This is a genomic window from Actinoplanes couchii, assembly GCF_016862075.1.
GTDB lineage: Bacteria > Actinomycetota > Actinomycetes > Mycobacteriales > Micromonosporaceae > Actinoplanes > Actinoplanes couchii.
Genome location: NZ_BOMG01000114.1, coordinates 52,165 through 74,814, shown reverse-complemented (window position 1 = coordinate 74,814; position 22,650 = coordinate 52,165). Strand labels below are relative to the sequence as shown.

Genomic DNA, 22,650 nt, shown 5'->3' with positions numbered 1-22,650 from the left:
GAGATGTCGCCTCTTTCGTCGAACCGGAACTTCGGGAACGACAACAGCTTGCTCCGGGGCCCCTGAACCTCACCTGAACGCGGCTGAACGGCTTTTCAGGGAGCGGGTAGGCGTACGCCGAACCGGGCTCCTCCCAGCGGGGAATCGCTGACCGTGACCGTGCCGCCGTGCGCGTGGACGGTCTCCCAGACGATGGCCAGGCCAAGACCGCTGCCGCCCTCGTCACGCGTGCGGGCCTCGTCCAGGCGCACGAACCGTTCGAAGACCCGCTCCCGCTCGCCGGCCGGGATGCCGGCACCGTCGTCCTCCACGATCAGCTCCACCCCGTCCGCCCGGGTGCGCACCACCACCCCCACCGTGCTGCGGGCGTGCCGGGCCGCGTTGTCGGTCAGGTTGCGCACCACCTGCGCGAGCGCGGTCAACTCGCCGCGCACCCGGCCCGCGCCCACCCCCGACGCGTCCACGGTCAGCCCCGATCGGCGCACCCGCCGCGCCTCGGCCAGGGCGAGGTCGTCGAGGTCGACCTCCTGGAAAGACCGGACCACCCCTTCGCCGGTACGGGTCAGTAACAGCAACTGCTCGACGAGCCGCTGCATCCGCCCCGACTCCTCCAGGACCGCCTCGGCCAGCTCGCCCTCGGGCAGCGCCCCCGGATGCTCCCGGGCCACCTCGGCCGCCTGACGGATGCTCGACAGCGGGGAGCGCAGCTCGTGCGAGGCGTCGGCGACGAACCGCTGCTGCCGCTGCTGGGACTCCTCCAGCCTGGTCAGCATCCGGTTCATCGTCGCGGCGAGGCGCTGGATCTCGTCGCGGGCGGCCGGCTCGGGCACCCGCCTGTCCAGTCGATCGCCGGTGATCTCCTCGACCTCGCGGCGGATCCGCTCGACCGGGGCCAGAGCCCGGGTCACCACCAGCCACGTCACGCCGCCGACCACGACCAGCACCAGGGGCAGGCCGATCAGCAGTGGGGTGACCAGGGCGTCGGTCGACTCGTCCAGCTCTTCCAGCGACGCCGCGACCACCACGGTCCAGTCCCCGGCATCCTCGGTGACGATCAGGTACTGATGTTCCGTACCGGCGATGTCGGTCTGGTCGGTCTCCTCGGCCGGAACCGCGGTGCCGAACCCGGGCGAGGACCTGACGACCGACCCGCCGGCATCCTGGATCTGCCAGAGGAGGTCGTCGTCATCGTCCTCCTCCGGCCCGGTCGGCAGCCCGGTCGTCCCGATCTGGGCGGCCAGGGCCGAGGCCCGTTGCTCGGCGGTCGTCTCGATGCCGTTGCGCAGTGACGCCCGGGACAGGAACAGCAGCGCCACCGAGCCGGCCAGCAGGGCGATCGCCATCACCAGCATCGACAGCGCGGTGGTGCGCAGCCGGACCGAGGCGCGGTCACCCACCGTCGGAGCCCAGCCGGTACCCCGCGCCGCGAATCGTCTGGATCGCCTCCCGGCCGAACGGGCGGTCGATCTTGTTGCGCAGATGCCGCACGTACACCTCCACGATGTTCGGGTCGCCGTCGAAGTCGACGTCCCACACCGCTTCCAGGATCTGCCGTTTGGACAGCACGTCGCCGACGTTGCGCGCCAGGAAGGCGAGCAGCGAGAACTCGCGGGCGGTCAGGCCGATCAGGGTGTCGCCGCGCCACACCTTCCGGGCGGCCGGGTCGATGCGCAGGTCACCGGCGACGAGCTGGACCGGGCGCTCCCGGGCGCCGCGCCGGGCCACCGCCCGCAGCCGGGCCACCAGGATCGGGAACGAGAACGGTTTCGTCATGTAGTCGTCGGCGCCGGTGTCCAGCCCTTCGACCTGGTCCCACTCGCCGTCCTTGGCGGTGAGCATCAGGATCGGGGTCCAGTCGCCGTCCTCGCGCAGCGTCGAGCACACCTTATAACCGTTGATGCCTGGCAGCATCAGGTCGAGGACGATCACGTCGTAATCGTTCTCGCGGGCCATCCACAGCCCGTCCGTGCCGTCGCCGGCCACATCGACGGCGAACCCTTCCGCTTCGAGACCGACCCGCAGGGACCAGGCGAGCCGCTTCTCGTCCTCGACGACGAGTACACGCATGCCTACATCTTGGCCGATCCCACCTGAAGGCCCGCTGAACGCCGGCCCCGCCGACCGCCCGACCCGCCTGAAGATCACCCGCGCCCGCCGCCCGGCCGATACGATCAGCCAGAACGGGAGGACATACGTGGCTACTCTTCTCAAACCGGCGATTTCCCCGGCGCTGCTGCGATTCTTCGCCCCCGACGGCGTGCTCGCGACGGTCGACCTGGCCTCCGGCGGTTACCGCGAGGACACCCCCGGCGCGGCGGACGAGCCCGACGGCGCCCTGTGGCAGCGCACCGAGGAGGTCGTGCCCGCGACGATGGCCGCGGTGATGAACGACACCGTCTTCGAGGACGCCTCCCTGCTGATCAACCTGACCGCGATCACCGCCGTGCACCACGCGCACGGCCACCACACCCGCCGTGCGGCAGCCGCCGACCCGGAGCCGTCGCGGGGGTTCCGCCGCCGGGCCGCCGAGTCGCACGCCGAACTGATCCAGTACCTGAGCCGCTGCGACGCCCGGATCCTGGTGGCCCCCGCCGACCGTGACTTCGTCATCGGCGACACCCCGGTGGCAGCGGTCGGCCATCCACCGGCCGGTGTCCGCGACCCGCACTACGCGCCACCGCTCCCCGAGGCGGAGACCGTCTACTTCCCGGTGCACCCCCGGTTCTGCGTGCAGTTCCCGGCCCGGCAGCCCGGTTACTCCGACATCCGGGCCCGCGAGGTCGACCACATCAACCTGATGCAGATCACCCACGCCGACCACGAGGTCCACTTCCGCCCCGATCCCCGGACCCGCCGTTTCGTCGAGGAGAAGACGAAGAACTGGCAGCCGCGCTGACACCGTCCTCTCCCCGCGGAGGCAGTGGTTTCTCCCGGAAGCTGACGGTGACGTCCAGTCCTCCCTCCGGTCTCGCGGTCGTCACCAAGGTGGCGTCATGGGCCCGGGCCACCGCGTCGGCTATCGCCAGGCCCAGACCGAAGCCCTGATGAGGGCGCAGGCGCTCGAACGGGCGGCGTAGGCGGTCCAGTTCGTCGGCAGGGATCGGCGGGCCGCTGTTCGTGACGGTCAGCATGGTGGATGTGGCGAGCCCGGGAATGGGTATGTCACCACGGTGCAGTGGTTCGGATGGCCGTTTCAGGGTGACCACGACGTGGCCGCCGGGATGGTTGTGACGGATCGCGTTGTCGATCAGGTTGGTGATCAGGATCCCCATCAGGCGCGGGTCTCCGCTGGTCACGGCCGGTGTCAGGTCCGCCACCAGGGTGATCTGCCGTTCGGTGGCGAGGTCGCGGCGGGACGAGACGGCCCTTTCGGTCACCCGTGCCAGATCGATGGGTCCTCTGGTCTTCAAGCCCCGCTCGCTGACGGCCAGATCCAGCAGGGCGGCGACCAGGCGCTCCTGCTGCTCGCCGAGCTGGATCGCCTCCCGGCAGGCCATGCGCAGGTTGTCGGGGTCCGGGTCGGCGAGGGCGACCTCCAGAAGGGTTCGCTGACCCGCGATGGGGGTGCGCAGCTCGTGGGAGGCGTTGGCGACGAAGTGCCGCTGAGCGTCGAAGGACGCCTGCAGACGGGCGAACAGGTCGTCGAGGATCGCGCCCAGCTCGGTCAGCTCGTCGGTGGGCTCGCCGAGGTCGAGGCGTTGATGCAGGTTGCCGGCGGAGATCGCGGCGGCGGTCGTGGTGATGGCGCGCAGCGGTCGCAGGAAGTAGACGGCGACCAGCCGGCCGACGATCAGGGACAGCGGGATCAGAACGGCCACGGCGACGGCGATGCCGATGCCCAACTGCCGCGGCCCGGCGCCGGCGCCTGTTCCGGTGAGGTCGGGCGACGACGGGTCGCCCGCGGGAATGGTCGCCCCCATGTCCGCCAGCGGCAGGGCGATCGCCGCGATGACCAGCAGGCCGGTGGCGAAGACGACCACCGCGTAGAACAGCGACAGCCGGGTGCGCAGGCCGCTCATCGCGGCTCGACCCGGTAGCCGCCCTCGCGGACGGTCTCGACCACCGGCGGATCGCCAAGTTTGGCACGTAACCGGCGCATGGTGTGTTTGACCGCGGACGTGAACGGATCGGCAGCCTCGTCCCAGACCCGTTCGAGTAGCTCCTCGGTGGAGACCACCGCGCCGGGCGAGGCCAACAGACACTCCAGGACCGCGAACTCCTTGGGACTGAGCTCGAGGCGCCGGCCGGCCCGGAACGCCACCCGCCGCGCCGGCTCCACAGTGAGGTCTCCACAGGTCAGAGTCGGTGGGATCGGCGGCGTGGCACGGCGGCCCAGGGCCCGGACCCGGGCGACGAGCTCGGCGAAAGCGAATGGCTTGGCCAGGTAGTCGTCGGCGCCGAGGCTCAGCCCGTCGACCCGGTCCTCGACGGTGCCGGCCGCGGTCAGCATCAGCACCCGGGTGAGCCGGCGGTCGGCCGCGAGCCGCCGGCAGATCTCGTCACCGTGGACCCCTGGCAGGTCACGGTCGAGGACCAGCACGTCATATCTGGTGACGGCCAGGCTCTCGACGGCGGCGTCACCGTCGAGCACCACGTCGACCGCCATGCCCTCCCGGCGCAGCCCGGTCCCGATCGAACGGGCCAGGACCTCGAAATCTTCGGCTACCAGCACCCTCATGGCGGTCACCCTGCCAGATCGGCGGTCGCAGCCGGGTCGCGGCGGATGCGACCTTCCTGCGACCGGCCCGGGCGTAGAACCGTCGGCATGAGTTCATCGGGAATCGTCGTCGACGGTCTTCGCAAACGCTATGGACGGGTGCTCGCCCTCGACGGCATGTCGTTCGCCGTCCGGCCGGGGGTGGTGACCGGGTTCGTCGGGCCGAACGGGGCCGGCAAGTCCACCACCATGCGGGTGATCCTGGGCCTGGACACCGCCGAGGCCGGCTCCGCGCTGGTCGGCGGCCGCCCCTATCGGTCTCTGCGGGATCCGCTGACCCATCTGGGTTCGATGCTGGACGCGTCCGCGCTGCATCCCGGCCGGACCGCCCGCAACCATCTGCTGTGGATCGCCCATTCACAGGGGCTGGGTGCCCGGCGGGCCGACGAGGTGCTGGACCTGGCCGGTCTCGCGCCCGCAGCGCGGCGTAAGGCCGGCGGGTTCTCGCTCGGCATGCGGCAACGTCTCGGGATCGCGGCGGCACTGCTCGGGGATCCGCCGATCCTGATGCTCGACGAGCCGTTCAACGGCATGGACCCGGACGGGATCATCTGGATGCGCGGGCTGCTGCGGTCGCTGTCCGCCGAGGGCCGGGCGGTGCTGGTGTCCAGCCATCTGATGGGCGAGGTCCAGGAGATCGCCGACCGTCTCGTGGTGGCCGGGCGGGGCCGGGTCCTCGCCGACGCCACCGTCAGCGAGCTGATCGCAGGGGCTCCCACCGGCCGTCTCGAGGATGTCTATCTGCGGCTCACCAGGGCGGCGGTGGAGTTCTCATGAGACAGGTGAGAACCGAGTGGACCAAATTCCGGACGGTTCCGGGCTGGGTGGCCGCCACGATCGCGGCGGCGCTCGCGACCGTGCTGGTCGCGCTGTTCGCCGGCGGCAGCGGCAGCGCCTCACCGGCACCACCGGTCGGTCCGGATGGCCAGCCGGTCGCCGACAGCTTCTATTTCGTCCGAAAACAGCTGACCGGAGACGGCAGCGTCACCGTCCCGGTGACATCTCTGACCAGCGCCGCCCACGACGGCCCTACCGACGTGCCCTGGGCCAAGGCCGGTCTGATCATCAAACAGAACACCGAACCGGGTTCGCCGTACGTGGCGATCATGGTCACCGGTGGCCACGGCGTTCGGATGCAGCACGGTTTCACCGGTGACATCGCCGGGCCGGTGCCGTCGGCACGCTGGCTGCGGCTGGAGCGCTCAGGTGACACGGTCACCGGTCTCGCATCCACCGACGGCACGGACTGGCGGCCGGTCGGCACCGCCACGGTGAGCGGACCGACCGTGCAGGGCGGTTTGTTCGTCGCCTCTCCCCCACAGGTCCGGGGCATGGGCACGGTCGGCACGGTGTCCGCCGCCGCGTTCGGTGGGGTGCGAGCCGACGGCGAATGGGACGGCCGTGGGTGGACGAGCGAACAGATCGGGGCGGAGTCACCCACGTTCGCCGGCTATCCGGACGGTTCCACGGGCTCGGTCAAAGGCAGCATCGCCACCGAACCCGAACCCGAAGCCGAACCTGGCCCGAGGACCGGGACCGGGACCGGGACCGGGACCGGGAGCACTGTGGTGACCGGTGCCGGGGACATCGCGGTCGCCGTCCGCGAGACACTGGCGACGGGCGGAATCCTGAGCAACATCCTGACCGGCACGTTCGTCGCCCTGATCATCCTGGCCGTGGTGGGTGCGCTCTTCGTCACCACCGAGCACCGGGACGGCCTGATCCTCGCCACGATCGCCGCCGAGCCGCGCCGGCTGCGGGTTCTGGGGGCGAAAGCGATCGTGCTGGTGGTCGTCTGTCTCGCCGTGGGACTGATCGGAACCTTCCTGGCGGCACGACTCGGCATGCGGCTGGCCAGGGCGAACGGGGTCTTCATCATCCCGGTGACCCCGGCTCAGGAGTTGCGGGTGGTGGTCGGGACAGCGGTGATGCTCGCGGCCGTGGCGGTGCTGGCTCTCGCCGTCGGCACGATCGGCCGGTCCGGTGCGGGCGCGGTGACCACCGTCGTCGTGGCGATCGTCCTGCCGTACCTGTTGGTCGCGAACCCGTTCACGCCCGCCGTCGTGGCGGACTGGCTGGCCCGGACGACACCGGCCGCGGCGTTCGCGATCCAGCAGACGATCGCGCCGCAACACCAGGTCGACAGCATCTACACGCCGTACGTCGGCTACTTCCCGCTGTCGCCGTGGGCCGGCCTGCTGGTCCTGGTCGGCTGGACGCTGGTCGCACTCGCCGTGGCGGCGGTCGTGTCACACCGGAGGGACACGTGACCAGAGCCCTGCACGCTGAATGGACGAAGCTGCGCACCGTGACGGCGCCGTGGTGGCTGCTGCTCGGGGCGATCGCCGGCGTGGTCGCCGGGCGTGTCGTGGCGGCCGGGTTGCCCGGGGTCGACGCGTTCATCGGCATCGAACTCGGGCAGGCACTGACCGCGGTGTTCGGGGTTCTGATGTTCAGTGGCGAGCACACCACCGGGACCATTCGCACCAGCCTGATCGCAGTTCCGCGAAGGATCAGCCTGCTGACCGCGAAGGCGATCGTTCTCATCGCGGTCACCGGACCGCTGACCGTCGGCATCGGAGCCCTCACCGCCGGCATCGGGGTCTCTGCCGGGGTTGCCGGGATTCTCCAGGCCTCCCATCTGGTTCTGGTCGCGCTGATCGGGCTCGGGACGGCTACCGTCGTGCGGGACTCCGCAGCCGGGATCGGCGTCGTCCTGGGCCTGCTCTACCTCCCGGCTCTGCTGGCCCAGGCCACCGGTGAAGCCTGGGTCCAGCGATTCGCTCCCTCGACCACCGAGCCCGGGATCACCGCCGGGTGGGCGCTGGCCGCACTGGCGGCCGGATGTCTGGCGATCATCCACCCGACGAACACGATCATCCGCCCGACGAGCCCGGCCGGTCACTCGGCGAACGTCATCATCCGGCTTGCGAACGCGATCATCCGATTCGCGAACGCTGTCATCCGCCCAACAGACGCTCGGGATTGACATGGAAGAACTCGTCCGGGAAACGGGCCGGGTCCAGCGGCTCGGCGTAGGGACGGTCGGAGCCGTGCACGACGGCTCCGGGGCCCACCACTGCGGCCAGGGCTTCGATGGCGTCCGGGCCGTAGGAGGAGGTCTCGTAGAAGACGTTCGGGTCGGGGGTACCGAACTCGCCGCCGCGGGCGGCCATCCGCTCGTGGTGCAGCGGCGCCAGCCCGGCCAGCGCGACGAAAGCGACACGGAGGTTAGCGTGCGTCTTGCGGCCGGCGACGTGCCAGGCGGCCCAGGACCGGTGCATCTGAGCGACGTACGGCACGACAGCGGGCCACCAGTCCGGCAGGTCGCCCTGTTCCACCGCGGCCGGGCCGGGGTGCACCAGCAGCGGCTTGTCCGCCCGTTCCAGTTCGCGGAGCAGCGGCGACAGGCGTTCGATCGACGCCGGATCGCCGAGCGCGGTGGCCGGCAACTGCAGCCCGGCGACCCGGTCCGCCCGCAGCACCCGGGCCAGGGAATCCGGGTCGGGCGAGGTCACCGACGCCGCCGCCCACAGGTGGAACGGGTCCGGGAGCCGCAGCGCGCTCTCGTGCCACACGTCGATCAGCGCGGCCCCGTCCGTACCCGGCAGATGTTCGATCCCGAGCGGGCTGGACAGGGAGAGAAGGACCCGCCCGGTCTCCCGCCGGCCCCGCCGTACCGGGTCGTGGGACGCCGGATCCACCCGATAGGGATTCTCCCCGGGCAGGAACAAGGTCCATTCCCGCAGGTACGGGTAGGAATCCCGATCCCGCAACGCCGCCACGAGCGGGGCCGGCCACAGATGCTGGTGGCAGTCGAAACGCGTCATACCGACATGATTCCCGACCGGCTGCTTCTACCGTTCGGGACGTGAGGTGAACCGGTTGAGTGGCGTCTGCGACGATGCCGTTCATGACGAGAATCGACAGCACACCGTTCGGGACACTGGCCGACGGAACCGGGATCGAGAAATGGACGCTGACCAATGCGAGTGGCGTGTCGGCGTCGATCCTCACCTGGGGGGCGACCATTCAGTCCGTGCTGGTGCCGGACCGGGACGGGAACGTCGCGAACGTGACGCTCGGGTTCGCCGACCTGGCCGGTTACACCGATCCCGCCTACCTGGCCGGCAACCCGTTCCTCGGTTCGACGGTCGGCCGCTACGCCAACCGGATCGCCGGTGGCACCTTCGTCCTGGACGGCGAGACCTTCAAACTCTCCCAGAACGAGGGCCAGACCACCCTGCACGGCGGCTCGTACGGGTTCGACCAGCGCGTGTGGTCGGCGACCACCGTCGAGGACGGCGTCCGGATGAGTTACACCTCCGCCGACGGCGAGCAGGGGTTCCCCGGCACGCTGCAGGTGAGCGTCACGTTCACCCTGAGCGAGGAGAACGAGCTGCGCCTGGACTACCGGGCCACCACCGACCGGGCCACGGTCGTCGCGCTGACCAACCACGCGTACTGGAACCTGTCCGGCGAGGGCAGCGGCTCGGTCGAGAACCACCGGCTCCGCATCGACGCCGGGCACTACACGCCGGTCGACGCCACGCTGATCCCGACCGGGGTGCTGGAACCGGTCGACGGCACCCCGTTCGACTTCCGCAGCCCGCAGCCGATCGGCGCCCGCATCCGCGACGAGCACCCGCAGCTCACCACCGGCCGCGGTTACGACCACAACTACGTGCTCACCGACGGTTCCGGCGACCTGACCGTCGCCGCGGTCGTCGACGACCCGGCCAGCGGCCGCCGCATGACCATCGCCACCACCGAGCCGGGCCTGCAGTTCTACGCCGGCAACTTCCTGGACGGCAAGATCCGCGGGACGAGTGGCCGCCAGTACCGGCAGGGCGACGCCTTCGCCCTGGAGACCCAGCACTTCCCGGACAGCCCGAACCAGCCGGACTTCCCGTCCACGGTCCTGCGCCCCGACGAGACCTGGACCTCGACCACGACGCACACCTTCACACTGTCCGACTGACAGGGATGATTGCCGTGAGCACCTCCCGCCGGAGTCTGACCACGCGGCCCGGCTGACCCACAGCACGGCTGACCGCACTGCTCAATCGGCACCACCGGGTGGGCCGTCCCACACGGCCCACCCGGTTGCCGGTACGCGGTGAGCAAGGTCCCGCGATCCGCCCCCGGCATCGCAGCCCACGCCCGATTCACCCAGCCCGCCTGTAACGCCAGGCCGCACTGATCGACTGGCCGCACTGATCGACTGGTCGCACCGATCGGCTGCTACTCCGAGGGCGGGGCGAGGATGCAGAATTCGTTGCCTTCCGGATCGGCCAGAACCACCCACGCCGCATCGCCCTGGCCGATGTCGACCCGGCGGGCGCCGTGGGCCAGCAGGCGGGCGACCTCGGCTTCCTGGTCGTCCGGGCGGAAGTCCAGGTGCAGGCGGCTCTTGCCCTGCCTCGGCTCGTCGTGGCGGACGAAGTCCAGCCCCGGCATGCGGTCCGGCGCCGGGCGGATCTCGAACTCGTGCTCCGAGGTGTAGACCACCACCCAGCCGAGAGCTTCGGCCCACCACTGCCCCAATGCCGCGGGGTCCTTCGCGTGCACGATTACCTGCTCCCAGTTCAAAGTCATCCGCGGACTCTAACGTATGACTTGACATTCATATGACCGGCGGGGCATGTTTCCGGTGTGGACGGGTTCACCTTGATCGCGGATCCGACCCGGCGGCGGATCCTGGATGCGCTGCGGGTCGAGCCGCATGACGTCAACGCGCTGATCGCCCTGCTCGGGGTGTCGCAGTCGCTGGTCTCCAAGCATCTGCGGGTGCTGCGGGAGGCAGGCGCGGTCACCGCCGACACCGACGGCCGGCGCCGGGTCTACCGGTTGGCTGTCGATCCGCTGCCGGACGTGCTCGGTTGGGTCACGCCATACCACCGGAAGTGGTCGGACAGCTTTGATCGCCTGGCCAAGGCACTGGACCGCAGAGACGACCGCTTCCGCCCCGACACGACGTGAGGAAGGCCGAATCTCACTGCGGAAAGGGCGGCGCGGCGCGGGGTAGGCGCCGAGCAGCGCAAAGCAGGACGGCGCGGCGCAGGGTAGACGCCGAGCAGCGCAAAGCAGGACGGCGGGCGGTGTTGGGGACGTCGGGGCCGCGGGACGTGGGATGACGAGCGCTGGGTCAGCGACGTCGAGGGTTGTGCGTGGAGGGTGGCTGTGGTGAGTGATGGTGTGCGGGATGAGATCGGGCGGCAGGAAGTTCGGGCCTCGTTGGCTGAGGTTGCGGGTGGGCGGTGGGTTCTTGTCATGGAGAGGGAGCTTCCACATCGCGTCGATGTGGTTTGGCCTCATCTGATCGAACCTGGGTTGCTTGCTGGGTGGTCGCCGGTGGTTCCGGATCGGGTGCTGGATCGGGTTGGAGCCGCCCGGTGCAGGGAGAACCCGGAGGATGAGTGGCTCGATGCGGAGGTGATCCTTGTCAACGCGCCCTGGGAAGTCGACGTGTCCCGGGAGGCTGACGCGCCACGGGAAGTCGACGCCCCCGGGAAGGCTGACGCGCTCGGGAAGGCTGACGCGTCCGGGAAGGCTGACGCGTCCGGGAAGGCTGACGCGTCCGGGGAACTGGTGCACCGCTGGGGTGGCGACCTGCTCCGGTGGACGCTTACACCTCGTGGTGACGGGTGCCTGCTCACCCTGGAGCACACCTTCGCGGACCGGGACGGCACCGCCATGTATGCGGCCGGCTGGCACATTTGCCTGGCGGTTCTCGTCACCGTCCTGGATGGGCACGACACGCCGCGGGTCGCCGGGACGGCCGGGCTGGACTACGGGTGGGCGGAACTCCGGGACGCCTACCGCAAGATCACCGGCTGACAAACGATAGGCCCGACAAGAGGCCAGGAACGAGAGTCCAGGAACGAGACCGCCGGGAACTAGACCGCCGGGAACGAAAGAACCGGGAACGAGACGTGCGGCCGAGGGGCGGAGAAAAGGGAGCGGCATGGCGCTGACGCACGAGGGCGACAACTTCGTCAACTTCCGGAACCGCACCTACCAGTGGGTGGACGCGCAGCGCTTCCTGCGAACAGATGAAGAAGATGGGGACGACGTGCTGGCCGCGGTGATCGGGCACGACCTGTTCGGCCGCGACTACGCGGGCGGGGCCGCCGGCGCCGACCCGGAACGCCACGGCCCCTACTGGCGGAAACTGATCACCCCGCAAAGCTACCGTCGGGTCGACGCCGACGACGCGGTGAGCCGCCTGCGGATCTGGGCCGAACAACACGTCCGGGTCAGCGACGCGATCTGGATGCGCCTGGAGACCGAGATCTACCCCCTTTTCGGTACAGCGGACGAGGTCCACGAACTACGGGACCTCGGCACCACCGCCCACCACGACTGGGGTGGCGTCCAGAACGACTTCCACGAGTTCGTGCTCGTCGAGAAAACCCTGGTCACCCTGGTCGTGGCTGCCGACGACTAGCGTCGGCAGAAGGCGTGGTCGATCAAATCCCGGACCAGACGCTGACGGGTCACGGCCAGTTCCGGGTCGCCGGTGTTGGCGAAGAGTGACACCGTCAGCCGCCGCCCGTCGTCGGTGAACGCCGGTTCGACCTGGTATCCGAAGCCGGTGCCGCCGTGCTGCCAGTACCCACCACCGCAGGACAGCGGATGACGGAAGAGGCCCAGCCCGGCCCCACCGGGCGCATCCGGCATGGCGACCAGCGTACGCATCTGCCTCTGCTGTGCGGGCCGGAGCAGCCGCCCGCCGGCCAGCGCACCCAGGAACCGGTGCAGATCGGACGCCGTGCTGACCATCGATCCGTCGGCGCCGCTGTCCAGCCCCCGGACCGCGATGGTGGTGTCCACGAGCGGCCCGCCCGGGGTGAACTGCATGTAGTTGGTGGCGTGCGGCGAGGGCAGGTCCCGCACGAATCCGGTACGGGTGTGCCGCATCCCCAGCGGCCCGAGGACCCGGGTGTCCACCTCCCGCGCCCAGCTGCGCCCGGTGACCGCCTCGATCAGCATCCCGGCGAGCACATAGTTGGTGTTCGAGTACGACCAGGTGGTGTCGCCCTGCGGGTGCCGCAGCGCGATGGCGACGAGCTGCTCGGGGGTGTACGCGCGGTCCCGTTCCCGCCGGTACGACTCCGGCGTGGCGTAGCCGGGGATCAGGTCGGCCGAGTACTCGTACATCCCGCTGGTGTGCTGCAGAAGTTGCCGCACCGTGATCGCGCGCCCGCCCACCGCGCCCGGCAGCCACTTCTCCACCGGATCGTCGAGTGTCAGCCGCCGCTCGCCGACGAGCTGGAGCACCACCACGGCGGTGAACGTCTTGGTGGTACTCCCGATCCGCAGGTACGGGTCGTGCGGAACGCCCCGCCCGGACCGGACCACCCGCACACCGCCCCGGTCCTCGAACCGGGCCAGGACGCCGGGCACCCCGGTCGCCCGCAGCGCTTCGACGTCACGCCGGAGTTCACCGGAGGTCGCGGCGCCGGCCGGCGCCGCCGAGAGGAGAACCAGCAGGACGGCAGCCGCCGCCGAGGAGAGAATTCGCATGGGTCCACCCTGGCCGCCGCGGCGACGGCGGTCACTGGGGCAGGCACCCGGAAGAACGTACGGTTATCCCTACTGGACCTGTGCCCGCGGCCGCCGGCGGAGCCCGGTTACGGCGAGGAAAACACCGACCAAGAGCGAGCCGCCGATGAAGACGACACCCTCCATGATGCTGTTCGCGTCGTGATCCATGTACGGGTACTCGTCTATGTACAACGTGTTGAGCAGCCATCCACTGACCAGCACCAGCGCGACGCCCATACCGACCGAAGCGGCCCACGGCAGCTTCATGAACGCCACCACGATCAACGCCAGCACAGCGAGGGTGACCAGGACGGGGATGAATTCCATGAAGCACCTACCTCAAGATCCGTTTGTACGACTCACGGCACCCTAGCAACGGTGTGCACGCCGAAGGCCCGGCCGAGAACGACCGGGCCCTGACAGAAGGGAACTCAGAAGTCGTCGTCGAAGCTCACCGAGCCGGTCACGCCCACCTGGTAGGCGGAGACCCGGCGCTCGAAGAAGTTCGACAGCTCCTGCACGTCCTGCAGTTCCATGAACGCGAACGGGTTCTTGCTGCCGTAGACCGGGTCGATGCCCAGCGCCTGCAGCCGCCGGTCGGCGACGTGCTGCAGGTACTCCCGCATGTCCCCGAGCGACATCCCGGACACACCCTGTTCGAGCAGGTCGGCGGCGAACTGGACCTCGCACTCGACGGCCTCGGCCATCATGTCGCGGACCTGCTGCTCCATCTTCTCGTCGAACAGGTCCGGCTCCTCGGCCCGCACCTGGTCGACCACGTCGAACGCGAACGCCATGTGCATGCTCTCGTCGCGGAACACCCAGTTGGTGCCGGACGCCAAGCCCTGGAGCACACCGCGGGAGCGCAGGAAGTAGACGTACGCGAAGGCGCCGTAGAAGAACAGACCCTCGATGCACGCCGCGAAGCAGATGACGTTGAGCAGGAACGCCCGGCGGTGCTCCTTGGTCGTAAGCTCCCGCAGGTCGAAGACCGAGTCGATCCACTTGAAGCAGAACTCGGCCTTACGGGCGATCGACGGGATGTTCTCGACCGCGGCGAACGCCTCGTTGCGCTCCGCCTCGTCCGGGACGTAGGTGTCGAGCAGGTTCAGATAGAACTGGACGTGCACGGCCTCCTCGAACAGCTGCCGCGACAGGTAGAGGCGGCCCTCCGGCGAGTTGACGTGCTGGTACAGGTTGAGAACCAGGTTGTTCGCCACGATGGTGTCACCGGTGGCGAAGAACGCCACCAGCCGCGACACCAGGTGCTGCTCGGCGGGGCTGAGCTTGGCCAGGTCGGCGAGGTCGGAGTGCAGGTCGACCTCCTCGACGGTCCAGGTGTTCTTGATGGCGTCCTTGAAACGGTCGAAGAAGTGCGGGTACTTCATCGGCCGCAGGGTCAGGTCCATACCGGGGTCGAGCAGCATTACTGGCAAGCCTCACAGATGTCGGGGTTCTCAAGGGAAGAAGCGAGTTCGCCACTGACGTCGCCGAGCAGGTTCACGCCGGACACGATCGGAGCCACGACGACCGGAGCGGCAACGACGGGAGCAGCAACGACGGGAGCGGCAACGGCGGGCGCCACGGCGACGGTGGCCTGCTGGATACGCGTCGCCGGACGCGAGCGCAGGTAGTACGAGGTCTTCAGACCGGCCTTCCACGCGTACAGGTACATCGAAGAGACCTTGTTGATGGTCGGCGCGGCCATGAACAGGTTCAGCGACTGAGACTGATCGATGTACGGCGCCCGGGCGGCGGCGAGTTCGATCAGCGACTTCTGCGGCAGCTCCCACGCGGTCCGGAACAGCTCCCGCACGTCCTCGGGCAGGTCGAGAATGCCCTGCACGGAACCCTCGGCCCGCTTGATCGCCTCACGGATCGGCGCGGTCCACAGCCCACGCGACTTGAGTTCCCGTACCAGATAGTTGTTGATCTGAAGGAACTCACCGGACATCGTCTCGCGCTTGAACAGGTTGGACACCTGCGGCTCGATGCACTCGTAGGCGCCGGCGATGGACGCGATGGTGGCGGTCGGCGCGATCGCGATCAGCAGCGAGTTGCGCAGCCCGCGCTCGGCGATCTTCGCGTGCACGGCGGCCCACCGCTCGGTCTGCGAAACAGTCGCGCCCCACAGCTCGGGGTGCAGCTGCCCCTTGGCGGCGCGGGTCTCGGCATAAGCCGGGTGCGGGCCGAAAGAAGCCGCCAGACCGGCGGAAACCTCAAGGGCGGTCAGGAAGATTTCTTCCTGTACGCGGGTGGAGAGCTCGCGGGCCTCGGCCGAGTCGAACGGCAGCCGCAGCGTGAAGAACGCGTCCTGCAGACCCATCAGCCCGAGGCCGACCGGCCGCCAGCGCGGGTTGGACTTGGCCGCCTGCTCCGACGGGTAGTAGTTGATGTCGATGACCCGGTCCAGGTAGACCACCGCGGTCCGGACCGTCTCGCGCAGCTTCTCCCAGTCGACGCCGTCGGCGGTGACGTGCGCGCCCAGGTTGACCGAGCCGAGGTTGCAGACGGCGGTCTCGTCGTCGTTGTTGACCTCGAGGATCTCGGTGCACAGGTTCGACAGGTGGATGGTGTTGCCGGGCTCGCCGGTCTGGTTGGACAGCGCGTTCGAGCGGTCCTTGAACGTCATCCAGCCGTTGCCGGTCTGCGCCAGGGTCCGCATCATCCGGCCGTACAGGTCACGGGCCTTGACGGTCTTGATCGCGTTCTTCTCGGCGGCGCGGTAGGCCTCGTCGAACGCCTCGCCGAACAGGTCGGGCAGCTCGGGGGCGTCGGACGGGTCGATCAGCGACCAGTCGCCGTCGGCCTCGACCCGGCGCATGAACTCGTCCGGGATCCAGTTCGCCAGGTTCAGGTTGTGGGTGCGGCGCGACTCCTCACCGGTGTTGTCGCGCAGCTCCAGGAACTCCTCGATGTCCGGGTGCCACGGCTCCAGGTAGACGCAGGCCGCGCCCTTGCGCCGGCCGCCCTGGTTGACCGCCGCCACCCCGGCGTCGAGGGTCTTCAGGAACGGGACGATGCCGTTGGACTTGCCGTTGGTGCCGCGGATCAGGGCGCCGCGGCCACGGATCCGGGACCAGGCGATGCCGATGCCGCCGGAGAACTTCGACAGCTTCGCGACCTGGTGGTAGCGCTCGTAGATCGAGTCCAGCTCGTCCTTGGGCGAGTCGACCAGGAAGCAGGACGACATCTGGGTGTGCCGGGTGCCGGAGTTGAACAGGGTCGGCGAGCTGGGCAGGTACGCCAGCGACGACATCAGCCGGTAGAAGCCGATCGCCTCGCGGGCGTCCTTGGACAGGCCGCAGGCGACACGCAGCAGCCAGTACTGCGGGGTCTCCACCACCAGGCGCTTGGTCGGGTGGCGCAGCAGGTAGCGGTCGGCGACGGTACGCAGGCCGAAGTACTCGAACCGCAGGTCGCCGGAGAGGTCGATGGCGTCGTCGAGCTTGCGGGCGTTGGCGGCCACGAAGGCGGCGGTCTCGTCGCCGATCAGGCCCTCGCCGTGGGCGTACCGGATCGACTGGCTGAAGCTCGCGACACCCTGGAGGCGGACCTCCTTGTCGACGAACGCGGCGAGCAGCCGGGCGGCCAGCTTCGAGTACTGCGGCTCCTCACCGATCAGCTCGGCAGCCGTCTGGATCGACAGCTTGTCCAGCTCAGCGGTGGTCGCACCGTCGTACAGGCCGCTGATGGTCTTGGTCGCCACCCGCAGCGGGTCGACCTCGTCCAGATCGGCGACCCACAACTCGACCGCTTTGACGATCTTGTTGACGTCCACCGGCTCCAGCTCGCCGTTCCGCTTGCGCACCTGCATCACATGTCGCCGCTGCTCCGGCACACCGGTGGCCTTGGTGGTGGTCGTCATGCCTTCTCCCCCTCACGAGTCCGACGCGTGTGAGGGCAGACACCAGCCGTCCACGGGCACACGGCCACGCGGACGCTCGGCGTCGGCCGTCCCACGCGGCCTTCAACCGCCGCACACCACGCCGGTGCACGGCACGCTGGCAGGTCTTCGGACTCGTGGGCACGGCTCCGCTCGCGCGAAGCCTCCTACCGACCGTCGCTTCCCAGGCCCAGGACGAACCCAGTGCTTCCTGACGGCTGTCGTTCCCACTCACCGCTGCGGGGCAGTCCCGGCCTTGCACCGGGTTCCCTGTTGCCTCGGGCACACCTGTGAAGGCGCACTCGAACCAGCTGCGGGAGACACCATATCTAGTTCGGGCCAGAAATTCACAACCCAACATCGTGTGTTCGGTACGTCACCCGACAGAGATCAACTAACCGGGTGCCAACCGCGCGTGAAGAACACGAGGGCGCCCGTAGCAGTCGCGTCAACAAACGCCACAGCGGCCCCGGTACGGATCCTGCTGCCCGTCTCGGTGCTTTTCGCGATCGTGTTCATGGTCGGCGGCATGGTGCAGAACCTGTCCGCCGGCGCCGGCGTGACCACGCTGACCGGTGGCACCCAGCACCTCACCGGCGGACCGGTCGCCTCCCAGGAGGCCATCAAGCTGCTGGGTACCAACGGTGGCGGCTTCTACAACGCCAACTCGGCGCACCCGTTCGAGAACCCGTCGGCGTGGACCAACTGGCTGCAGGTGTTCCTGATCCTGCTGATCCCGTTCAGCCTGCCCCGGGTCTTCGGCCGGATGGCCGGCCAGAATCGCCAGGGCTACGCCATCGCCGCGGTCATGGCGATCCTGGCGCTCGGCTCGATGGCGCTGACCGTGGGCTTCGAGACGCACGGATCCGGCACGGTCCCGCAGGCGGTCGGCGCGGCGATGGAGGGCAAGGAGACCCGGTTCGGAGTCGCCGGCTCGGCCGTCTTCGCCGCCGCGACGACATTGACGTCGACCGGTGCGGTCAACTCGTTCCACGATTCGTACACGGCGCTCGGCGGCATGATGCCGATGGTCAACATGATGCTCGGCGAGGTCGCGCCCGGCGGGGTCGGATCCGGCCTCTACGGCATGCTGATCCTGGCGATCATCACGGTCTTCGTGGCCGGGTTGATGGTCGGGCGCACCCCGGAATACCTGGGGAAGAAGATCCGGGCCCGCGAGATGAAATTGGCGTCCCTCTACTTCCTGGTCACCCCGGTCCTGGTCCTCGCGCTCGCCGGTTCGCCGGCCCGGCAGCGGCCCGCGCCGGAGACCGAGGGCACGCTCCCCACCCACCAGCCGCTGTTCGTCGGCATGGTCGCCGGCGTGACGATCGTGCTGGTCGCCCTCACCTTCCTGCCCGCCCTGGCGCTCGGCCCGCTCGCCGAGACCCTGTCAAGGGCGTAACCGTCGAGTCGGCGAAGCCGGGTGAGGACTACCGGGCCCTCGGCGGGGTGATCACCCCGATCCGCGGCGACGCCCCGGCCGATCCGGTCGTCCCGGCGGACGCGGTCGCGGCGAGCGGCAGCGGCCTGGATCCGCACATCAGCCCGGCCTATGCCGCACTCCAGGCGCCTCGGGTCACCCTCTCCCGTGGCCTGGATCTCGCCGAGGTCGAGAAGCTGATCGCCGAGCACACCACCGGGCGGGCCCTCGGGTTCCTCGGCGAACCCGGAGTCAACGTTCTCGAACTCAATCGCGCGCTGGACACCCCCTCCTGACCAGCAACTTGGCTCAGCATGGCATCACAACGGTGCCATGTTGAGCCAAAAACTCTTGCGCCGATGCCACCGGTGTGCCAGATTGGCGTCATGAAGTCACATGTGGACAGTCCTCAGGTTCTCCGGCGCGCGGGTATCACGGCGCTGACCGTCGCCATGTTTCTCGGTGGAGGCGCGGTCCCGGCCGCCGCGAGCGAGAGTCGCACCACCGACCGGCCGGAGTTGCGGGCCGCCGTCGACGCCTTCGTCAGTGCGGGCTTCACCGGGATGCAGGTGCGGGTGCACGACGAGCACGGCGAGTGGACCCGCACCGTCGGCGTCCGGGAGCTGGGCCGGCCCGGAAAACCGCCGGCCGACGGGCGCTTCCGGATCGGCAGCACCACCAAGACGTTCACCGCCGCCCTGATGCTGCGGCTGGTCGCCGACGGCCGGATCGGCCTGGACGACGCGGTGGCCCCGCACCTGCCCGGTTACGGGCTGGACCCGCGGATCACCGTGCGGATGCTGCTCCAGCACACCAGCGGGATCTTCAACTTCACCGGGGAGTACTACCCGGACGGCACGGTGGTGCCGGGCATCACCTGGTCCGGGCAGGAATGGGTGCAGGGCCGTTTCCGGACGTACCGCCCGGAGGAACTGGTTCGTCTCGCCCTGTCGCACCCGGGCCGCTTCGAGCCGGGCACGGGCTGGAGCTACTCCAACACCAACTACGTGGTGGCCCGGCTGCTGATCGAGAAGGTGACCGGCCGGCCGTACGCGGAGCAGATGCGCGAACGGGTCCTGAACCCGCTCGAGCTGCGGGACACCTCGGCACCGGGCACCTCGCCGGCGATCCCCGGCCCGCACGCCCACGCCTACTACACCTATGCGACCGGCGGGGTGTCCCGGACGGTCGACGTCAGCCGGCAGAACCCGTCCTGGATCTCCAGCGCCGGTGAGATGATCTCGACCACCGAGGACCTGCACAGGTTCTTCGCCGGGGTGCTCGGCGGCAAGCTGTTCCCCGCCGCGCTGGTGGCCGAGATGCGCCGGCCGGAGCCCCGCAGCGGCGAATTCGGTTACGGGCTCGGCCTGATGTCGATGGACACCGGCGCGGACTGCAGCGGCACCGTCGCGTACCACAACGGCAGTGTGCAGGGTTACGCGACGCTGATGTACAGCACGCCGGACGGCAGCCGCACCCTGGAGGCCTCGGTCACCTACGTCGACGACGCCGCGCAGTCCCAGGCGTCCGCCGGCCAGAAGGCGATCAAAGACCTGATGACCGCGGTGTTCTGCGCCGAGTGACCCGCTCCCCCGGCCGGGCCGGTTTCCTTTCCCGGCCGGGGCGGGCAGGATCGGCACGTGCCCACCCCACCCGTGATCACCACCGTGGACGGCCGGCTCGGCCGGATCGTCCTGAACCGGCCGGCCGCCCTGAACGCCCTCACCACCGAGATGGTCGGCATCGTGCACGACACGCTGCGGGCCTGGCACGACGACGACCGGGTGCGGACGGTGCTGATCACCGGGGCCGGGGAGCGCGGGCTCTGCGCGGGCGGCGACCTACGGGCCATGCACGCCGACGCGGTGTCCGGTGGCGGCGGCTCCCTGGAGTTCTTCACCCGGGAGTACGACCTGAACGCCGCGATCGCCGGGTACCCCAAGCCGGTCGTCGCCTGGATGGACGGGCTGGTGATGGGCGGCGGCATCGGGATCTCCGCCCACGCGTCGCTGCGCATCGTCACCGAACGGTCCCGGCTCGCCATGCCCGAGGTCGGCATCGGCTTCCACCCGGACGTGGGCGGATCGTGGCTGCTGTCCCGGGCGCCCGGCGAGATCGGCACCCACCTGGCACTGACCGGCACGACGATCGGGGCGGGTGACGCGATCACCGCCGGGCTGGCCGACTGTTTTGTGCCGGCCGACCGTATCCCGTACCTGATCAGTGGTTTGACCGGCGACGAACCAGGCGTCGCGGTGTCCGCGGTGACCACCGCACCGCCCGCGGGCGACCTGGACGACGCCCGCGACTGGATCGACGAGTGTTATGCCGGCGACGACCTGGCCGTGATCCGCACGCGGCTGGCCGGGCACGGGTCGGCGGGCGCACGGGCCGCCGCCGAGGAGATCGCGACCAAGTCACCGACCTCCCTGGCCGTCACGCTGCGGTCGCTGCGCACGGCGGCCCGGATGTCGTCGCTCCGCGAGGCGCTGGACCAGGAGCTTCGCCTGTCGGCGGCGTTCCTGCGGCTGCCCGACCTGGCCGAGGGCATCCGCGCGCAGATCATCGACAAGGACCGCCGGCCCCGGTGGGCGCCCGTCCCACCGGGGTTGCTCTACGAGCTGTTCAAGCGGTCGTGACCGGTTCCTTTTCGGCCGGCTCGTCCTGTTTCTCCGCCACCGGTGCGGAAGGCCGCCGGAACGTCCCGATCGCGACGTCCACCGCGAGGAACACCAGCAGCGGGAGGCCGAACAGCGGGATGAACCAGGCGACCGCGAAGACCGCCGGGACACCCACGGCGATGACCCAGGCGGGCAGTCTCAGCCAGGCGCCGCGCGCGGGCGCGGGACCGGCGATCGCCCGCCGGGAGCCGCGGGTGGGCCGGCGCTGCCACCACATCCGGTAACCGAGAACGATCATCGTGACCAGCCCGGCCGCCAGCACCGCGAGCAGGATCTGGTTGACCAGGCCGAACATCACCCCCATGTGCAGGTCGACACCCCAGCGGGCCAGCTTGGCCATGAACGGGTAGTCGGAGAACCGGACCACGTCGGTGACCTGCAACGATGCCGGGTCGACGGCGGCCACGTCGACCGACGTCGGGTACTCGCGGTGCACCTCGGTGACCGTCCAGGTCCGGCCCTCGCCCTTCGGCAGGCCGATCTCCACCTGGTCGGAGTCCACCTCGGCGGCCTTGGCGGCGGCCCACACCGCGTCGATCGTGGTGACGTCGACGGCCCCGGTGTCGGCCGGGGTGCCGCCGCCGTGCGCGGAGTGCTCACCGCCGGTGACGACCGGTGCGGCGGCGACGGCGGTGTTCACCGAGGGTGTCGACCAGTCGAGCTGTTCCCGGAGTTCGGTGACGTTCTCCCCGGCGAAGGTGGACCAGGTCAGGCCGGTCGCGGAGAGCGCCAGGAATCCGGCGGCCATCCACAGGCCGAGCACGCCGTGCCAGGTCCGGGTGCGGGCCCGTCCGGTCAACGGCTTCTTGCCGGTACGCCGGACGCGCCCCAGCCACATCGCCAGGCCGCCGAGGGTGACCACCCAGAGCCACGAGGCGGCCAGTTCGCTGTAGTACCGGCCGACGTCACCCAGGTGCAACGACCGGTGGAGTTCGTCGATCCACGACCGCACCGGCAGCGCACCGCTGGTGCCGTAGACCGACGACTGCCCGAGGACCTCCCCGGTGCTCGGGTCGACGAAGACCGCGTGCCGGTACGACTCGGCGAAACTGCCGTCGTCGAAGATCACCCGGGTGGTGCCGCCGTCCGGTGCGGGCCGTACCGCGACCAGGTTCGGCACGGTGGTGACCTTCTCGGCCACGGCCACCTGCCGGGCCAGCGGGACGGGGGCCGCCGAGGCGTCCGACGGTGTCAGCAGGTCGGCGTGGACGGCCTTCTCCAGCTGCGGGCTGAGCGCGTAGAGGCCGCCGCTGATCGCCGCGACCAGCAGGAACGGTCCGATCAGGATGCCGGCGTAGAAGTGCAGCCGCAGCAGCAGGGGCCTGATCTTGCGGAAGGTAGACAGCGCGGTACTCCTCGTCGATCGGGTGTCGACAAGGAGTCGTTCCGGCGG

The 22,650-nt window shown here is 69.8% G+C and carries 21 protein-coding genes, 2 pseudogenes and 1 riboswitch; of the genes and pseudogenes, 12 read left to right on the top strand and 11 right to left on the bottom strand.

Annotated elements, in window-relative coordinates; translation table 11 throughout:
* Positions 1–95: 95 nt before the first annotated feature.
* Both Aco03nite_RS45695 and Aco03nite_RS45690 read right to left on the bottom strand, forming a co-directional pair.
* Entirely contained in the window at positions 96–1,397 is a 1,302-nt protein-coding gene (locus tag Aco03nite_RS45695; protein WP_203808144.1) for a sensor histidine kinase, read from the bottom strand.
* On the bottom strand, positions 1,390–2,067 hold the full coding sequence (locus Aco03nite_RS45690) for a response regulator transcription factor (protein ID WP_203808142.1): 678 nt from the start codon (positions 2,065–2,067) through the stop codon (positions 1,390–1,392). The genes Aco03nite_RS45695 and Aco03nite_RS45690 overlap by 8 nt, the downstream gene beginning before the upstream one ends.
* On the opposite strand from Aco03nite_RS45690, the gene Aco03nite_RS45685 reads away from it, so the two are divergent.
* Entirely contained in the window at positions 2,066–2,896 is an 831-nt protein-coding gene (locus Aco03nite_RS45685) for a DUF4238 domain-containing protein (RefSeq protein WP_203808140.1), read from the top strand. The two genes, Aco03nite_RS45690 and Aco03nite_RS45685, sit on opposite strands and share 2 nt — an antisense overlap.
* Here the strand turns inward: Aco03nite_RS45685 and Aco03nite_RS45680 are convergent.
* Both Aco03nite_RS45680 and Aco03nite_RS45675 read right to left on the bottom strand, forming a co-directional pair.
* A complete protein-coding gene (locus Aco03nite_RS45680) occupies positions 2,805–4,019 on the bottom strand; it encodes a sensor histidine kinase (RefSeq protein WP_203808139.1) in 1,215 nt (404 codons plus the stop codon). The two genes, Aco03nite_RS45685 and Aco03nite_RS45680, sit on opposite strands and share 92 nt — an antisense overlap.
* Positions 4,016–4,678 (bottom strand): response regulator transcription factor, encoded by a 663-nt coding sequence (locus Aco03nite_RS45675; RefSeq protein ID WP_203808137.1) that lies wholly within the window; start codon positions 4,676–4,678, stop codon positions 4,016–4,018. The genes Aco03nite_RS45680 and Aco03nite_RS45675 overlap by 4 nt, the downstream gene beginning before the upstream one ends.
* 87 nt (positions 4,679–4,765) lie before the next feature.
* On the opposite strand from Aco03nite_RS45675, the gene Aco03nite_RS45670 reads away from it, so the two are divergent.
* Genes Aco03nite_RS45670 through Aco03nite_RS45660 form a run of 3 tightly spaced genes read left to right on the top strand, consistent with a single transcriptional unit; the run spans position 4,766 to position 7,706 of the window.
* A complete protein-coding gene (locus tag Aco03nite_RS45670; RefSeq protein ID WP_203808135.1) occupies positions 4,766–5,494 on the top strand; it encodes an ABC transporter ATP-binding protein in 729 nt (242 codons plus the stop codon).
* Complete coding sequence (locus tag Aco03nite_RS45665; protein WP_203808133.1) at positions 5,491–6,987, top strand: DUF1349 domain-containing protein; 1,497 nt, start codon at positions 5,491–5,493, stop codon at positions 6,985–6,987. Before Aco03nite_RS45670 ends, Aco03nite_RS45665 begins: the two co-directional genes overlap by 4 nt.
* The gene (locus tag Aco03nite_RS45660) at positions 6,984–7,706 is read left to right on the top strand and encodes an ABC-2 transporter permease (protein WP_203808131.1); all 723 of its coding nucleotides are present in this window, start codon (positions 6,984–6,986) and stop codon (positions 7,704–7,706) included. The genes Aco03nite_RS45665 and Aco03nite_RS45660 overlap by 4 nt, the downstream gene beginning before the upstream one ends.
* Here Aco03nite_RS45660 and Aco03nite_RS45655 read toward each other — a convergent pair.
* Positions 7,678–8,547, bottom strand: coding sequence for an amidohydrolase family protein (locus Aco03nite_RS45655; RefSeq protein ID WP_203808129.1), 870 nt, complete (start codon positions 8,545–8,547; stop codon positions 7,678–7,680). The genes Aco03nite_RS45660 and Aco03nite_RS45655 overlap by 29 nt on opposite strands.
* A gap of 83 nt (positions 8,548–8,630) precedes the next feature.
* On the opposite strand from Aco03nite_RS45655, the gene Aco03nite_RS45650 reads away from it, so the two are divergent.
* Entirely contained in the window at positions 8,631–9,698 is a 1,068-nt protein-coding gene (locus Aco03nite_RS45650; RefSeq protein WP_203808127.1) for an aldose epimerase family protein, read from the top strand.
* Positions 9,699–9,961: 263 nt separating this feature from the next.
* On the opposite strand, the gene Aco03nite_RS45645 is transcribed toward Aco03nite_RS45650, so the two are convergent.
* A complete protein-coding gene (locus Aco03nite_RS45645; protein WP_203808126.1) occupies positions 9,962–10,315 on the bottom strand; it encodes a VOC family protein in 354 nt (117 codons plus the stop codon).
* A 57-nt stretch (positions 10,316–10,372) separates the two neighbouring features.
* Between Aco03nite_RS45645 and Aco03nite_RS45640 the strand changes: the two genes are divergently transcribed.
* The 3 genes from Aco03nite_RS45640 (at position 10,373) to Aco03nite_RS45630 (ending at position 12,167) form a co-directional block, all read left to right on the top strand.
* Positions 10,373–10,699 carry an ArsR/SmtB family transcription factor gene (locus Aco03nite_RS45640; RefSeq protein ID WP_203808124.1) on the top strand — a complete coding sequence of 109 codons (327 nt, stop codon included), beginning with the start codon at positions 10,373–10,375 and terminating at the stop codon, positions 10,697–10,699.
* A gap of 204 nt (positions 10,700–10,903) precedes the next feature.
* A complete protein-coding gene (locus Aco03nite_RS45635) occupies positions 10,904–11,557 on the top strand; it encodes an SRPBCC family protein (RefSeq protein ID WP_203808121.1) in 654 nt (217 codons plus the stop codon).
* 127 nt (positions 11,558–11,684) lie between these two features.
* A complete protein-coding gene (locus Aco03nite_RS45630; protein WP_203808120.1) occupies positions 11,685–12,167 on the top strand; it encodes a hypothetical protein in 483 nt (160 codons plus the stop codon).
* Here Aco03nite_RS45630 and Aco03nite_RS45625 read toward each other — a convergent pair.
* The 4 genes from Aco03nite_RS45625 to Aco03nite_RS45610 form a co-directional block, all read right to left on the bottom strand.
* Positions 12,164–13,246, bottom strand: coding sequence for a serine hydrolase domain-containing protein (locus Aco03nite_RS45625; RefSeq protein WP_203808118.1), 1,083 nt, complete (start codon positions 13,244–13,246; stop codon positions 12,164–12,166). The two genes, Aco03nite_RS45630 and Aco03nite_RS45625, sit on opposite strands and share 4 nt — an antisense overlap.
* Before the next feature lie 69 nt (positions 13,247–13,315).
* Positions 13,316–13,594 (bottom strand): hypothetical protein, encoded by a 279-nt coding sequence (locus tag Aco03nite_RS45620; RefSeq protein ID WP_203808116.1) that lies wholly within the window; start codon positions 13,592–13,594, stop codon positions 13,316–13,318.
* Between the two features lie 104 nt (positions 13,595–13,698).
* The gene (locus Aco03nite_RS45615) at positions 13,699–14,694 is read right to left on the bottom strand and encodes a ribonucleotide-diphosphate reductase subunit beta (RefSeq protein WP_203808114.1); all 996 of its coding nucleotides are present in this window, start codon (positions 14,692–14,694) and stop codon (positions 13,699–13,701) included.
* Complete coding sequence (locus tag Aco03nite_RS45610) at positions 14,694–17,135, bottom strand: ribonucleoside-diphosphate reductase subunit alpha (RefSeq protein ID WP_203808112.1); 2,442 nt, start codon at positions 17,133–17,135, stop codon at positions 14,694–14,696. The genes Aco03nite_RS45615 and Aco03nite_RS45610 overlap by 1 nt, the downstream gene beginning before the upstream one ends.
* Positions 17,136–17,256: 121 nt before the next feature.
* Positions 17,257–17,480, bottom strand: a riboswitch (cobalamin riboswitch).
* Between the two features lie 133 nt (positions 17,481–17,613).
* On the opposite strand from Aco03nite_RS45610, the pseudogene Aco03nite_RS45605 reads away from it, so the two are divergent.
* The 4 genes and pseudogenes from Aco03nite_RS45605 to Aco03nite_RS45590 form a co-directional block, all read left to right on the top strand.
* Positions 17,614–18,558 (top strand): annotated as a pseudogene (locus Aco03nite_RS45605) (potassium-transporting ATPase subunit KdpA); the annotation flags it as partial.
* A pseudogene (locus Aco03nite_RS45600) lies at positions 18,549–18,872 on the top strand (potassium-transporting ATPase subunit C); the annotation flags it as partial. The pseudogenes Aco03nite_RS45605 and Aco03nite_RS45600, both read left to right, overlap by 10 nt.
* Before the next feature lie 90 nt (positions 18,873–18,962).
* Complete coding sequence (locus tag Aco03nite_RS45595; RefSeq protein ID WP_239145974.1) at positions 18,963–20,159, top strand: serine hydrolase domain-containing protein; 1,197 nt, start codon at positions 18,963–18,965, stop codon at positions 20,157–20,159.
* Positions 20,160–20,216: 57 nt separating this feature from the next.
* Positions 20,217–21,215: an enoyl-CoA hydratase/isomerase family protein gene (locus Aco03nite_RS45590; protein ID WP_203808108.1), complete on the top strand. Its 999-nt coding sequence runs from the start codon at positions 20,217–20,219 to the stop codon at positions 21,213–21,215.
* Here Aco03nite_RS45590 and Aco03nite_RS45585 read toward each other — a convergent pair.
* Positions 21,202–22,563, bottom strand: a complete 1,362-nt coding sequence (locus tag Aco03nite_RS45585; RefSeq protein ID WP_275415977.1) for a PepSY-associated TM helix domain-containing protein — start codon at positions 22,561–22,563, stop codon at positions 21,202–21,204. The two genes, Aco03nite_RS45590 and Aco03nite_RS45585, sit on opposite strands and share 14 nt — an antisense overlap.
* Positions 22,564–22,650: the final 87 nt, after the last annotated feature.

What these genes read in the sequence shown, in the direction of transcription:
- Aco03nite_RS45685 (WP_203808140.1), top strand. Translation starts at nt 2,066, where the DNA reads ATGCCTACATCTTGGCCGATCCCACCTGAAGGCCCGCTGAACGCCGGC.
- Aco03nite_RS45610 (WP_203808112.1), bottom strand. Translation starts at nt 17,135, where the DNA reads ATGACGACCACCACCAAGGCCACCGGTGTGCCGGAGCAGCGGCGACAT.
- Aco03nite_RS45690 (WP_203808142.1), bottom strand. Translation starts at nt 2,067, where the DNA reads ATGCGTGTACTCGTCGTCGAGGACGAGAAGCGGCTCGCCTGGTCCCTG.
- Aco03nite_RS45670 (WP_203808135.1), top strand. Translation starts at nt 4,766, where the DNA reads ATGAGTTCATCGGGAATCGTCGTCGACGGTCTTCGCAAACGCTATGGA.
- Aco03nite_RS45675 (WP_203808137.1), bottom strand. Translation starts at nt 4,678, where the DNA reads ATGAGGGTGCTGGTAGCCGAAGATTTCGAGGTCCTGGCCCGTTCGATC.
- Aco03nite_RS45680 (WP_203808139.1), bottom strand. Translation starts at nt 4,019, where the DNA reads ATGAGCGGCCTGCGCACCCGGCTGTCGCTGTTCTACGCGGTGGTCGTC.
- Aco03nite_RS45595 (WP_239145974.1), top strand. Translation starts at nt 18,963, where the DNA reads ATGAAGTCACATGTGGACAGTCCTCAGGTTCTCCGGCGCGCGGGTATC.
- Aco03nite_RS45650 (WP_203808127.1), top strand. Translation starts at nt 8,631, where the DNA reads ATGACGAGAATCGACAGCACACCGTTCGGGACACTGGCCGACGGAACC.
- Aco03nite_RS45630 (WP_203808120.1), top strand. Translation starts at nt 11,685, where the DNA reads ATGGCGCTGACGCACGAGGGCGACAACTTCGTCAACTTCCGGAACCGC.
- Aco03nite_RS45620 (WP_203808116.1), bottom strand. Translation starts at nt 13,594, where the DNA reads ATGGAATTCATCCCCGTCCTGGTCACCCTCGCTGTGCTGGCGTTGATC.
- Aco03nite_RS45625 (WP_203808118.1), bottom strand. Translation starts at nt 13,246, where the DNA reads ATGCGAATTCTCTCCTCGGCGGCGGCTGCCGTCCTGCTGGTTCTCCTC.
- Aco03nite_RS45645 (WP_203808126.1), bottom strand. Translation starts at nt 10,315, where the DNA reads ATGACTTTGAACTGGGAGCAGGTAATCGTGCACGCGAAGGACCCCGCG.
- Aco03nite_RS45615 (WP_203808114.1), bottom strand. Translation starts at nt 14,694, where the DNA reads ATGCTGCTCGACCCCGGTATGGACCTGACCCTGCGGCCGATGAAGTAC.
- Aco03nite_RS45655 (WP_203808129.1), bottom strand. Translation starts at nt 8,547, where the DNA reads ATGACGCGTTTCGACTGCCACCAGCATCTGTGGCCGGCCCCGCTCGTG.
- Aco03nite_RS45665 (WP_203808133.1), top strand. Translation starts at nt 5,491, where the DNA reads ATGAGACAGGTGAGAACCGAGTGGACCAAATTCCGGACGGTTCCGGGC.